The sequence below is a fragment of the Shewanella sp. BJSY2023SW005 genome (assembly GCF_047314585.1).
GTDB classification, from domain to species: domain Bacteria; phylum Pseudomonadota; class Gammaproteobacteria; order Enterobacterales; family Shewanellaceae; genus Shewanella; species Shewanella algae.
The window spans coordinates 26484-38911 of sequence record NZ_JBKORJ010000003.1; the positions used below are offsets into that span (position 1 = coordinate 26484).

A 12428-nucleotide genomic window follows, 5' to 3' on the forward strand; every position below is an offset into this window, starting at 1 on the left:
CTAAATAAAGAGTTCCACCCTGTCGTCATCGGCGGGGCGGGACTCTATCACAGCCGGGAAGCGAACCCGAAAGTGTGCGCCGCCGAGGCTGGAGTCATTGAGAAGGGTGATATTGCCCTTCAGTAGTGTGACGGCATTGAAGGCCGCCGCCAATCCAAGCCCGGTGGCGCCGGTTCGTCTGCTGGTGGTAAAGAAGGGCTCAAAGATCTGGCCGGCAATCTCGGGGGCGATTCCCTTGCCATTGTCTTCGATATCCAGCTGTAGTTCTTGACCCTGCTGTTGTGCACTGATGCTGATCTTATGGCCGGTATCACCCTCAAAGGCGTGAGCATAGGCATTGGAAAGTATGTTGGTCACTATCTGCTTCAGCAGGCTGTGGCTGCTGGTAAGCCAAAGATAGGCCTCGACCTGGATCTCCACATCTACCTGTAATTGCTTGAAAGATAGCGCTACAGCATCGGCAAATTCCTGCAATACCTGGGGTAGCAGCATCTGTTCGTGCACGTCATTGCCTTGCTCGGCAGCAATCGCCTTGAACTTCTGGATCAGGTTACTGGCGCGGGTAATATTACTGATGATCAGTTCACAGCTCTGTTGATACTCGTTGAGAATGGCATTGAGCTCTTCCAGCGTAGCGCCATCGTTTTGCAACAGCTCAACCAATTCATTGATATGCTGCAGCTGGCTACTGGCAGCGGTGAGGCAGATACCTATCGGGGTGTTTATCTCATGGGCGATGCCGGATACCAGACCGCCGAGCGCGGCCATTTTCTGCTGTTCGACCATCACCTGTTGAGCCCGTTCCAACACCAACAGCGACTGTTCAAGTTCTTTGGTTTGTTCTTTGACCTGCCTTGCCAGCTCATCTTTATAGCTGCGTTCCAGTTCCAACAGTCTTTCCCTGTCACTCAGAGCTTCTTGCAGTTCGTAGCGGGAGCGGTTCAACTGTGTGAAGGAGGCGCGCAGCTGTTGCTGCATCAAATTGATGGCCAGGGCAACCTGGGTAAATTCATCCTGTTTGTCCCGACGCTTAAACTGCAGTGGTTGATAATCCTGCTCCAAATCGAGCTCTGAGCAGTACTCACTCAGTTGCAACAAGTGCCGGGTAATGGTGGCCCAAACCAGATAGAGAATAAAACCGGCCACCAGAAAGGTCTTGATACCATTGGCCAGTAGTATCAGTAAGGCCTTGTTCACCAATCTGTCGTAGATTTTGGAGAGATCGGCTTGAACTCTCAGCTCACCGACATTGAAATTCTGGCTGCTGGTCTTGTGCACCAGAGGAAAGCGCTTCTCTATTACACCTTGGTCTCTGTACTCGCCGGCGGTCCATTCTTTACCACTGTCATCTTCTATGACCACATAGCTGGTGTCCGGCAGTTGGTTGAGGCCGTTGAGTTGGGTCTTGATAAGCCTTTCATCTATTACCCAGATACTTGCCGCCAGTACATCCAGGTTGGCTTTTTCAATATTGGCAAACTCATCGTTGATTCGGCCAATGTCACCCTTGTAATCGGAAACCAACTGCAAACCTGTGGTCACCAGAGTGATCAGTGAGCTGAACAAGATAATAGCCAGAGTCAGCCTGCGGCCGATGGGACTACTGATGAGCTGCTGCATAAAACCGGGCATTAATTTCAACTATCTTAAGTGCTTGCTGTGGATAGCTTTAAGCATAGCTTCGCATCTGACTTTCGCGGCATTTTTTGTTGCCGCTGATGGCAAAGTTCGCTGAGCAATCCTGGCACTGGTTTTGCTTGATTAGCGGTTGGAACAATTTTCTGACGCTGGATAGAGCCATGAAGAGACTGAAACTTGAGGTATTGAAAGAGGGCAAGTTCAAGGCCGCTGCATTGCAACTGACACTGTGGGTGCTGCTGATAACCACATTGCTACTGTTTATGCCAAAGTCCTTGCTGGCCTTGTTGCATTTGGAATCCTGGGTAGAAGCCAATGCCCATTATATCGGCCTGACACTGCTGCTGGCCTTGGCCTATATTGGTGCGCTGGCCGTCAATCTTTTGTTGGATGAAGCGATAAGCCGTTTGAGTGAGCGCCGGATCAACGAAATGATTGAAGAGAAAGTCAGGTTACTGGATCCCGCCGAGCGGGCCCTGTTAAGGGAGTTCTTCTTGCAGGGAGCCAGTGTTTTGACTCTGCCGCAAAATGAAACGCCGGTGCAGGCACTGCTCAAGGCTCACATACTCGAGAGCCTGGGAAATGAACGCCATTACGCCATTCAAGGCCCCACCGCCGAGTACAAGATAGCCATGGCTGCCCGTAAGCATCTGAACCGCAAAGTATTGCGTTTACCATCCGGTGAGCCCAGCCAGGAAGAGCTGCAGCATCTTATCAAGGCAAGACCGCAATTTATCAATGGTATTGCCCAAGTGCGGAAACACGCTGCTTGAAGGCGGCAAAAAAAGAGGGCAGCCACAGGGCTGCCCAAGCAATACTCAAAAACGTCATTGCATTTAAAAGAACATGGAAATCAAAGCTAAGGCTTTGCTGACTTTACAATAAACATCCACATAATGTAGGAGATGATCCCGATAGTACTGAAGATAACTATCATCGACAGTAAGCCTATGGGGTTTCCGAACATTAGATCTAACCAGAATGCCATCACTGAAGTCCTCTTTCTTGTAAAGTCAAAGCTAAACTAACCAAATTTGCTTCGGCCGGAGCTGATCTCGATCAACAAATGTTGTCAGAGTTGTTAATCGGGTAAATCAGCTTGTTAAAACATGAGCTTTATCATGTTTTGCTTAAATTAGCCGGCTAAGGAGCAACGTAAGTGTTCCCTAAAGGGAATAGGATCAAAGGCTAATATTAATTACTACACTAAAGGAGTAGGGTGGCTTGGCCTGCGATTGTTCATTGGCAAGGAGCGTGCGATGCAAACATCCCGAGGTCTTTTAAAACTGATATTAAACCAGTGGCAGTTTTATCCGCTGTTGCTCTTGTTGCTTTTCCCCCTGTGGAGCCTGTTACACGGCGCCAGTTATCTCGCCTTTGCTTCTCTATTGGCCGCCTTGATAGTGCTGGCTTGGCTCGGTGCCAGACAGCTGTCCAATCTCAAGCGCCTGGAAAATGCCGCCCGTCATCTGGGAGAAGGCGATCTCAGCTATCAGTTGTCGGAACAGGATGCCGGCATGTTCCATTCTGTGGTCCACGGTATCAACCGTATGGGAGAGGACGTTGGCCGCACCATTCTGTCTTTGGTCAATACCGCAGATGCGATGAAGAGTGTGGCCATGGATATCAAGTCCATCAGCGATGCCGCCCATATCGGAGTGGAGGAGCAGGAAAAACAAGCGGAATTGGCGGCAACCGCCATGACCCAGATGGTTTCTACTGTGCAGGAAGTCAGCCGCAATGCTGCCAGTGCCGCCAATGCCGCAGAAGAAGCCAGGCAGGCGGCCCGCAGTGGCGACCAAACTGTCAGGCAGGTGGTGCGGCAGATAGATGATATGTCGGCTCAGGTTGGGCAAACTCAGCAAGTGATTGCCCGCCTGGCGGAAGACAGCAACAACATAAGTACCATCATAGACACCATTTCCCAAGTGGCAGAGCAAACCAATCTGCTGGCGCTCAACGCCGCTATCGAGAGTGCCCGCGCCGGCGAGCATGGCCGAGGTTTTGCTGTGGTTGCCGATGAAGTCCGTAGCCTGGCACAGCGGACGTCTGCGGCTACAGTTGAGATCCAACAGCAGATATTGCAATTGCAACAGGGCGCCGATGAAGGCGTGAAAGTGATGACCACCAGTGTCGAGCAGGCCAGTACCACCCATGCTATGGCTCACCAGGCGCAGCAAGCATTGGGGCAAATTGTGGCTCAGATTGAAAGCATTACAGATATGTCGCATCAAATAGCGGCGGCTTCGGAACAACAGCAGGCAGTTGCCGAAGAGATCAGCAGCAATATCTCCTCAATGGCACAAGTGGCGGTGGAGAATGCCAAAGAGACCCACAGTACCAACCTCTCCAGTCTGAAGGTATTCAATATGTCGCAGGAGATCAGTTCCCTGCTTGGGCGCTTCCATGTCGACAAACGGGCGATGGAACAGTTGGAGAAACGCCATCGCTTTGTTGAGTGGGGGCCGCAGTTGGATCTCGGCATGGAAGAGATCAATCGTCAGCACCTACGTCTGGTATCCCTGATCAATGAACTGCACCGCACCTTGGAAGAAGCTTATGGCCTGGAAGCGATTAAACGCATAGTACAGGGCCTGGTGGATTACACCGCTAATCATTTCGCCTATGAAGAGGAGTTGTTTGCCCGTTTCGGTTATCCGCAGACCGAGCAGCACAAGCTTAAACACCAGCAATTAGTGGCTAAGGTACTGGATTTCCAGAAACGAGTGGCCAGTGGTGAAGATGTTGCCGATGAATTGATGGCCTTCCTCAAATCCTGGCTTATCAACCATATTCAGGGCAGTGACAAGGAGTACACAAGCTTCCTAATTGCCCGCGGAGCCCAGTAGCCAGACTGAATTTTGTCCAACCGAGCAGGATTTTGGCAAACAGGCTCGTAAAGCGCTTGCCATTGAAGTGAGCACAGGTATAATGCCGTTCACTCGCCGATGAGACTTCGTCGCGAAACAATCTATATGTGCCAGAGTGGTGAAATTGGTAGACACAGGGGATTCAAAATTCACTGTAAGTAAGTATATTTTTGTAAGATAATCAATAGATTAGTTAACAAAAATGTACTCTAAAAAACTTCTAGAGCGTTCTAGAGTATGTTGAAATTTTTGGCAGTGTGGTGGAATTGGTAGACACAGTTGATTCAAAATCAACCGCCTTCGGGTGTAACGGTTCGAGTCCGTTCACTGCTACCAGCTTAAAAAGCTCCCTTTAGGGAGCTTTTTTTTATTTCTAGAAATGATGGCCTGTTTGAAATGCTTTTCTTACCATTGTAAGGTATTAATATAGTTTTAAGGTTTCTTTAATATCCCTAAAGTAAGGATTGCTAATGCGTTATTTGTTCATTTCATTGATGCTGGTTTCGGGAGTGGTAAAGGCAGAACCTAGCCCTGTTGGTGATGTGGCCATTATAGATTTATCTATGGCTAGTATGGCCTGTGCCGCAGTGCAAAAAGTTAATCCACAAGCAGTGGATAAAATTGAGAGCTTCTATTTATCTGATTCAATCAAATTATATCAACTTTATCATGATTTTTCTTATGAAGTATCTGAGCGAAATATTGGTGGATTATACAATATAATAATTGGAGAACCCGCTGTAAAAGCTCAATCACTTCACTCAATTACTGGTGCAAAAAACTACCTATTGAGTTACCTACAAAAAACAGACGCAAAAAATTGTAGTGAGATCCGTAAATATTCAAACCAAATCTTATCTAAATACTATAATAAACTATTATAACTTTACTGATTGTTTAAGGTATAAATGAAACGTGTCTATGTTAAAGCGACAACCATTGTTTGAGTTTGCAATATTAAATAAACGATTTGCTGAAATTGCAGATGAATGTGGTGCAGATATCTTTGTTGATTGCGAAGCTGATCTTACATGTCTCAGTGACGCTTGTAATAATAATTATAAAATTAAAGCTTTATATTTAGATGAAGCTCAATATTCATCCTATCCCTACTGGGTATTATCAATTGACAATAAAGCATGTCTTATGTATGAAATAAATGAGGGTGATATATTCATTTGGGTTTGCTACACGGAAGAGGAATATAGAAAATCAGGCCAAATGACAAAGTTGTTTGAATATTTAAAGGGAATACATTCAGATAAATATATTACTATCGATACTGATAAAGAATATTTAAAGAATTTAGCTTTAAGATTTGAGATAGCAGTTTTTAGATAGAGCTTTCATGTTTCATGAGTATCTAACGGGAAATTGTTTTTGTTAATTATTATTGCTTCTTCAGCATGGTCATTTTTAATGATATCAAAACCAACAATGTGATTCAAATAGACAATTTTATCTAAGACTATTTTAAGCTTTCTTTATTCTCTATTCTTACCATGCTTTAATGTCTAAACCTATTTATCATTTCATCTAATTATAAACTAAAAATTTGTAATTTTTAAACTTCTTGGTTTTTTGATATAAGTAAGTCGCTTTAATATACAGAGTATTTGATTTTTTAATACACTGTCAAATCGATAGATTTATTTGAGGTTCAGTAGTTGAAACGTGACCTGCATCCGGATTTAAACTAACTATTATCCATTTAGGTTTAAATAATGCTAGTAGTAAAGCTATCAATATTATTTCTATTTCATAATAATTTGACTTTAATTTTTCAAGTCGCTCCAATCTCTTTTGATTTATATCCTACTTTAGAGTCAGAGCCCTTTTATTATAAAAATTGATGAATTTTATATACTATTAATCAAAAAAATAAAAGCGTTGCTTTTTATCAGAATAAATGACAACTTAACGTTGTCATTTATTTTTTAAGGAGTTCTTTTCTTAAGTTTATATGTCAGTTCTGGCTTGTATAAGTGCTTTTTCTTAATTTCATCTATCTGTTCTACTGTATCAAGTACAACTTCAGATGCTTCAGCATACTCTTCTAGTTGACTGTTAAGCTCTGTTTTGCAGTCTGTTTCTCTATCACTTTCAATGTTTAAGCTTTTTAATAAACTCTTGCTTAGATATTTTAATTTATCACTTGCGAATGTTTTTATAAAAAGTTTTAAGCTGTCTAACATTGAAGATAAAAGAGATATTTTTTCTTCCTTTTCAATTACTAACAGTTCTGTTTTTTCAAGTTTGAATCTTGTTAATTCGTAATCTTTCTTGAGCTTTTTGTTTTGTGTTTGTAGCTCAATAAATTCTTCTGAATTGTTTTTGTTTGATTTTAGTTTTACAATTTCTCTTTCTAGGTTTTCAATTTTTTCTTCATTTTCTTTTGCTTTATTAGCTTTTTTATAAAATTCATTTACTGTTTGATGAGTTGCTTTGCTATTTTCAGTGTAGCTAAATTTGAATTCTGATTTTAAATCACTTGTATTAAATGCATTGCAATAATCTTTTTGTAACTCTATCAATGCTTTTCTATTAAAAAAGTCTCTAGCACTTAGTCTGCTTTCTCCTATTATTGGTACTATCACTACATGAGAGTGAACGTTGCTTTCATCTAAATGAATACAAACATTAGCAACTTTATCACCAAATTTTTCTTCAAGATGTTTTACTAAAATTTTGTAAAAAGCTCTTATTCTTTCTTTGTTGAATTTGTTTTTATAGTCTAGTTCTTTGTCAGTAAAGAACTCTTTTGAAAGACTAAATACTAGTTCATTAGCTAATACTGCATCTTTTCTTAATTTTTTTATATCGACTTTGTATTTCAGCATTATTGATTTAACGTCATTAACTAAATTATCAGAACCCTTGATTCTTATTGCATCTCTATTTTCGTCGGCGTTTTCTACTTTCATTGTTCTATTATTGTGTCTTTCTGTATTTTTCATCTGCGACCAGCTCTTAATTTTTTCGACTCTAGCTACTGTATGTATATGCTTCATAATTTATCTCCAGTTTTTTTTGTTTTTGGCTCAATGCAATTGCGAACACTTTGGTACAAAGTATAGTGAGTATACATTTAATAAAATGTTTTAAATTGCATCTAATAAAGTTATACCATGACTAAACAAAAATATTTTTCATGGCATGCATATACATACAGAAATTCAATAGCTAATTATTTATTAGTGTATATTTTAAATGAGTTGTAACTATAATCCTCAAACTGAGATATTAATTTAAACTCAATAAAGTTTTTCAATGTGTTTATAATGACTTCATTTGCTCTTTTTTTACTTATATTCTTCAAAATCTTGGAATATAATTTGTTTTTATCTATGAAAAAATAATTTCTATTCTTAAATGTCTTTGTAAGAATCATTAGATAGATTGCTTTATCATATTTATTTTTAAACTTTGATAAATCGTTTAAATTTAGAAGCTGCATATTAAATTGAGACATATAGTCATTTTTAAAACTGTATTTTAGATAAATTTGTATTGACTTATTATCTGGTGATACCAAATAGTCATGGATTAATGAGTATTGTCTACGCTTAATTCTAAAATCAGCGATATTAATCTCTTTTAAATCTATATTATTGTCTGATGATTCCAATACAAAATTACAGCTTTTAAATCTTTCTATTCTTTTTACATATGACTTGAACTTTGAACAATGTCGATCATTAGGTGAGGTTTTTAATGCATCAAATATTTCATTTTTTGTGATGGTTATAGAATAATTCTTTGTGTCAAAAGACTTATTTATAATCAGAGCATAAAGTTTTAAATCGATTTCGCAGTCTAATGTGTATCCAAAATATGTCAAAGATTCATTTTTAGTTCTTTCTGATCTAAAAAAAACCTTACCTTTTCTATTATCAAACTTTATTGGTGCGAAAATTGGGGAAAACAAAAATGCAGATGGTAAAACTGTGTTATATGAGTTGAATGGGGTTAATGTCATAATGTATATCCTGTTTATACTTTAGACAATAACCTATGTTTTAATTTTTTCAATAGGTGAATAAAAACATTTTATAAAACCTCTGCGCATTGGTTACTTATATCTGCGTAAGTAATTTAAAAGTCTGTCTACCGATGAACTAAAATCTGCGTATTAACTAGATTTATCTGGTTTTACGCCGTGATTGCAGATTAAGTCTATAATTATTATGGTTATTTTCATTATAAGACATTAAAATAGAGTTTAGAGAAAGTGTAAAACCAAATTAAACAACAAAATATTCTGATGTGAAAAAGGCACAAGCAGTTTAAGCAGGAAAGTGAAAAAACTGATATATTAATATGTTTTTTGTTATAGGTCAGTAGAAAGATTAAACTCTCTATTTTTTGTGTTGATAATGCCTTATTGATAAGGCTAATTTCATTATTGCCAAGTCTTTAACTATTTCGGATGAAAAATCAAAATAATTGTTGTGTATATATTTCAACCGCTTTTCTGTAATGTCATAAATTTTGTAAAATCCCAAATTTGTAGCAATGTGATTCTGAGGTATGTAATGATCTGACTCCATCAATATACACTTACTTTAGACTTACTAGAGTTCTCTTAGTTTAATTCTGCAACTGCAACTGCAACTGCATGTGCAGTTGTACCATAATCACAAAAAATTCAATATAGGTGGTTCCAGGATTTGGCTCAAACTTTGGAGTATTACAATCTAAACTATCACAGCTTGTTTGTAAATCTTGTAAGCTTCTTGATATATCTGCTGAAATGCTATCATTCAGATATTGAATGGCTTTTAGATGAAGGAGTCTTAAGAATACACTAATTAAATAGTAAATTTATATTATTACAGAAAGTGTTTATCAATCTCTATATGTTAATAATTCTGATTATGAATTAGGCTAAAGTGATCTTATGGAAATGTTCATAACTCGTCTTAAGAGTATCATAGCTAGTTTAATAATGTGGAAATCTGTAAAGTGAATGTTTTTAAAACCAGACAGTTTTCAAGTGTCTGGTTTTAAAAACCGCAGGAGCGCGAGGGTGCAGCCCTCGTATTGTAAATCTTTCAACGTTAAACATTAATCGATTAAAAAATCACCCTGCTTAGTTCTTCTTCTGATAGAAAACTGGATAATTCTTCTTTGGTTGCCGGTCTAGGCACTCCCAGTTTTTTCTCTAAATCCTCATTTATCATATATGCTAGATCAATTGAATTTTCACTGGTTAAAATATACTCAGCTTCTAATAATTCGTCTGGTTTCATCATCGAAAGTAAATGATTGTAATGCTTTTCGATCATTTCAACAGATGTTCCACAATGTTTTGCTACAATATTTATGTTTGCATTGCGTTTTAACTGATTAGTTATAAATGTATGTCTACCGCTATATAACGTTAATTTATGTTCTCTAAGACTTTCTTTTATTTCTTCTATCACATCAGAAAAAATCCTAGGATAGTTGGGGATCTGACCGTTTTTTCTTCTAAAAATATACCTATCCTTATTTTTTTTAAAAAATTGTGTTAAATGTACATCACTGTACTTGTCTAAGTTATGCTCATAGTATTCTTTAAATAGCAACTCTTTTATATGTAATATAGCGTGACCTGATAGAATTATTCTTCTTTTCAGGCCCTCTTTTTCAGCAATTTTTCCGCCTTTAACTTTTACTGTCCAATAGCGATTTTTGTTGATTGTTTCTATCTGAAAATCCTTTGCCTGTAGTTCAGTCAGTTCATTTCCTGGTCTTATGCCAGAATCCGTGATAAAGCCAATTGCGGCTAGTAACAAGTCATTGTTTTCAGTTGCGATGCCTTTTTTCTTTTTACGTGTTTTAATGTGTTGAATGATTTTGTCATAATCGTCTTTATTAAAGTAATTCGTATCTTCCTTTTTCTTGGTTTTAATAGAAGGAATGGCTGGAACAGATGTGATTAACCTTTTAATTAAAGCATAGTCAAACACTTTCTTGATAGCTAGATTGATGTATCTCAATTGAGTTGTACTAATTTTTGTCTGAAAATCAGTGTAAAATGAAACAAGATAAGCATAGTCAAAATCTTTTATATCTATTTTTCCAAATTTTTCAGTCAGTTTTTCAAAAATTTTTATATATCTCAGATTTTCTTTATGTATTTTCTTTTGTTCTACTTCAGATTTATCTTTCTTTCTTGAAATCAGTTGCTTCTCAATTTCTTTGCAGATATGAGCTATTGTTTGTGATTTTGGCTTTAGAAACTCTGTCTCAATCTTCTTTTGAGCGGCTTTATAGATAAAATAAGCTTCTGCTGTAGCCTCGGCCTGATCTGCCGTTCTGAGGCTTTTTGCGGGGTACTCTACACCTTCAAATCGTAGTCTGAGGTACCAGTTTTTTGACTGTTTCATCTTATAGATTGCCAGTCCGTCAGCTAGTTTTACCCAAGTCTTTTCTGTCATATGTTTCACACCTTGTTCTAGAGTGATTTCTAGAGCATTGATCGGTAGTAGTCAAAAGTCAATAAAAACAATATATAAGAATTCTGCGAAGGGGATTCAAAATCCCCCGCCCTTAAAAGCGTGTCGGTTCGAGTCCGACCTCTGGTACCATCTCTCTAAGAGATAACAGAAACCGACCCTGAGTCGGTTTTTTTGTTTTCAGGTCAGAGTCAGCCCCGAGTCAGGTCTGAGTAAGTCATTGCGCCACGCGCGCATCGGCTGGAAGGCCAGCCCCGTCGCTCCGACCTCTGCTACCATCTCTCATAGAGATAACAGAAACCTGCCTTGGGTCGTTTTTTGTTTTCAGGTGGTTATATCATCCGGCCCACAACCTTGACCCCATAGTTCTGCTTTGATTTCCCACAACCAAACGCTCACATTAGTAGGCTTTCTCACTTCACTATGCCGGCATTTTATTGGTCAACTAGCCTGTTGATCTGGTGCTGGAGGATCCCCTCATAATTCGGGTCTCCCAGAAGTATTAACCCGTTTAAGAAATTCACCCTAGGGCCTGCGGAAATGTGATTCTATGATTGAGTATTCCGGACGTTGTCGCGCCTCCTTATCAAGCCAGAGCGATACATCAAAGCCTATCAACAGCAACACATCATAACGGTTTGGACAATGGTTGCAGTTTTGTCTGAGTCCATGTCGTTTGAGGTCGCGAAAGATTTCTTCTCCTTGCATCCGTCTGGCATAAAGCTTGACCACCTGGGTTGAAGAGAAAACCTCCATAGGTAAGTTGGTTGCCAGTAACCAAGGCTCTTTACTGCCAATACGGTAACTTTGATGTGCCGTATGATTGCGTCCTTCGTTCGATAACCCTATGGTGTTATAACTGATATTTCAGCCGACGCGATAGAGCACGAACAGCTTAGTCTATTGTTTCCCCTTAAAGCATCATTGGTGACAGACGAAATTAATGTTGATGGCAAGTGGGTTAAGTTAAAGCCTGGCATGTCAGTCATGGTAGAGGTTAAAACGGGTACCCGCCGACTGATGGAGTTTTTGTATGCACCATTAATTCGAGGAGTAAGTAAAGGGGTGAACTGACTTAGTTTTTTGTAAAAATATCATTAATGCATGCTTTCTACGATTGAGATTCACAATAGAACCAGTTTTCATATTCTAACTTTTGGCAGAAATGATAAAACTCTTCGGTTTCATCTTTCACTGATTGTCTAACAGACTTAACTTGGTATTCTTCAGTGTATCCGTCGGAGCTAAATAAGTAATAACGATAGGGCATTAACCAACTCGCCCATCCGCCAAAAGAATACCGTATAGATATCCTTTGGTTAATTTTACTAAAAGTAATTCGTTTAATGCTGTGTTTTTTCATTAAACTCCTTATGTAAGGTTTAGATGAGTTTCTTATATCAAAAAATATATCGCCATTCACTTTGTTTGAATCGATCAATTCATTGTTAATTTTGACAAGATCTTGCGAAACCGC

9 protein-coding genes, 1 tRNA gene and 1 pseudogene are annotated in these 12428 nt (G+C 38.9%); 5 read left to right on the forward strand and 6 right to left on the reverse strand.

Annotated features, from left to right (window positions below; translation table 11 throughout):
* Positions 1–1632, reverse strand: a complete 1632-nt coding sequence (locus ACMHXI_RS00405) for an ATP-binding protein (protein ID WP_109248779.1) — start codon at positions 1630–1632, stop codon at positions 1–3.
* A 167-nt stretch (positions 1633–1799) separates the two neighbouring features.
* On the opposite strand from ACMHXI_RS00405, the gene ACMHXI_RS00410 reads away from it, so the two are divergent.
* Positions 1800–2411 (forward strand): superinfection exclusion B family protein, encoded by a 612-nt coding sequence (locus tag ACMHXI_RS00410; RefSeq protein WP_028780504.1) that lies wholly within the window; start codon positions 1800–1802, stop codon positions 2409–2411.
* An 86-nt stretch (positions 2412–2497) separates the two neighbouring features.
* Here the strand turns inward: ACMHXI_RS00410 and ACMHXI_RS00415 are convergent, their stop codons facing one another.
* Positions 2498–2626 carry a DUF3149 domain-containing protein gene (locus ACMHXI_RS00415; RefSeq protein WP_071237139.1) on the reverse strand — a complete coding sequence of 43 codons (129 nt, stop codon included), beginning with the start codon at positions 2624–2626 and terminating at the stop codon, positions 2498–2500.
* Between the two features lie 271 nt (positions 2627–2897).
* Between ACMHXI_RS00415 and ACMHXI_RS00420 the strand changes: the two genes are divergently transcribed.
* The 4 genes from ACMHXI_RS00420 to ACMHXI_RS00435 all read left to right on the forward strand — a co-directional run bounded on the left by ACMHXI_RS00420 (position 2898) and on the right by ACMHXI_RS00435 (position 5849).
* Complete coding sequence (locus tag ACMHXI_RS00420; RefSeq protein WP_345859725.1) at positions 2898–4487, forward strand: bacteriohemerythrin; 1590 nt, start codon at positions 2898–2900, stop codon at positions 4485–4487.
* Between the two features lie 272 nt (positions 4488–4759).
* Positions 4760–4844: transfer RNA gene (locus ACMHXI_RS00425), tRNA-Leu, on the forward strand.
* A gap of 134 nt (positions 4845–4978) precedes the next feature.
* On the forward strand, positions 4979–5392 hold the full coding sequence (locus ACMHXI_RS00430; protein ID WP_335922694.1) for a hypothetical protein: 414 nt from the start codon (positions 4979–4981) through the stop codon (positions 5390–5392).
* Positions 5393–5429: 37 nt separating this feature from the next.
* Entirely contained in the window at positions 5430–5849 is a 420-nt protein-coding gene (locus ACMHXI_RS00435; RefSeq protein WP_335922695.1) for a hypothetical protein, read from the forward strand.
* A 596-nt stretch (positions 5850–6445) separates the two neighbouring features.
* On the opposite strand, the gene mobV is transcribed toward ACMHXI_RS00435, so the two are convergent.
* The 4 genes and pseudogenes from mobV to ACMHXI_RS00455 form a co-directional block, all read right to left on the reverse strand.
* Positions 6446–7519 (reverse strand): MobV family relaxase, encoded by a 1074-nt coding sequence (mobV, locus tag ACMHXI_RS00440; RefSeq protein ID WP_413733690.1) that lies wholly within the window; start codon positions 7517–7519, stop codon positions 6446–6448.
* A gap of 176 nt (positions 7520–7695) precedes the next feature.
* The gene (locus tag ACMHXI_RS00445) at positions 7696–8487 is read right to left on the reverse strand and encodes a hypothetical protein (RefSeq protein WP_335922620.1); all 792 of its coding nucleotides are present in this window, start codon (positions 8485–8487) and stop codon (positions 7696–7698) included.
* A 1096-nt stretch (positions 8488–9583) separates the two neighbouring features.
* Positions 9584–10933 carry a site-specific integrase gene (locus tag ACMHXI_RS00450; RefSeq protein ID WP_335922619.1) on the reverse strand — a complete coding sequence of 450 codons (1350 nt, stop codon included), beginning with the start codon at positions 10931–10933 and terminating at the stop codon, positions 9584–9586.
* Positions 10934–11539: 606 nt separating this feature from the next.
* Positions 11540–11791 (reverse strand): annotated as a pseudogene (locus ACMHXI_RS00455) (transposase); the annotation flags it as partial.
* Positions 11792–12428 lie beyond the last annotated feature (637 nt).

Bases quoted from the DNA above. Each gene is read 5' to 3' on its own strand.
- ACMHXI_RS00450 (WP_335922619.1), bottom strand. From the start codon at position 10,933: ATGACAGAAAAGACTTGGGTAAAACTAGCTGACGGACTGGCAATCTAT.
- ACMHXI_RS00435 (WP_335922695.1), top strand. From the start codon at position 5,430: ATGTTAAAGCGACAACCATTGTTTGAGTTTGCAATATTAAATAAACGA.
- ACMHXI_RS00405 (WP_109248779.1), bottom strand. From the start codon at position 1,632: ATGCCCGGTTTTATGCAGCAGCTCATCAGTAGTCCCATCGGCCGCAGG.
- ACMHXI_RS00445 (WP_335922620.1), bottom strand. From the start codon at position 8,487: ATGACATTAACCCCATTCAACTCATATAACACAGTTTTACCATCTGCA.
- mobV (WP_413733690.1), bottom strand. From the start codon at position 7,519: ATGAAGCATATACATACAGTAGCTAGAGTCGAAAAAATTAAGAGCTGG.
- ACMHXI_RS00410 (WP_028780504.1), top strand. From the start codon at position 1,800: ATGAAGAGACTGAAACTTGAGGTATTGAAAGAGGGCAAGTTCAAGGCC.
- ACMHXI_RS00420 (WP_345859725.1), top strand. From the start codon at position 2,898: ATGCAAACATCCCGAGGTCTTTTAAAACTGATATTAAACCAGTGGCAG.
- ACMHXI_RS00415 (WP_071237139.1), bottom strand. From the start codon at position 2,626: ATGGCATTCTGGTTAGATCTAATGTTCGGAAACCCCATAGGCTTACTG.
- ACMHXI_RS00430 (WP_335922694.1), top strand. From the start codon at position 4,979: ATGCGTTATTTGTTCATTTCATTGATGCTGGTTTCGGGAGTGGTAAAG.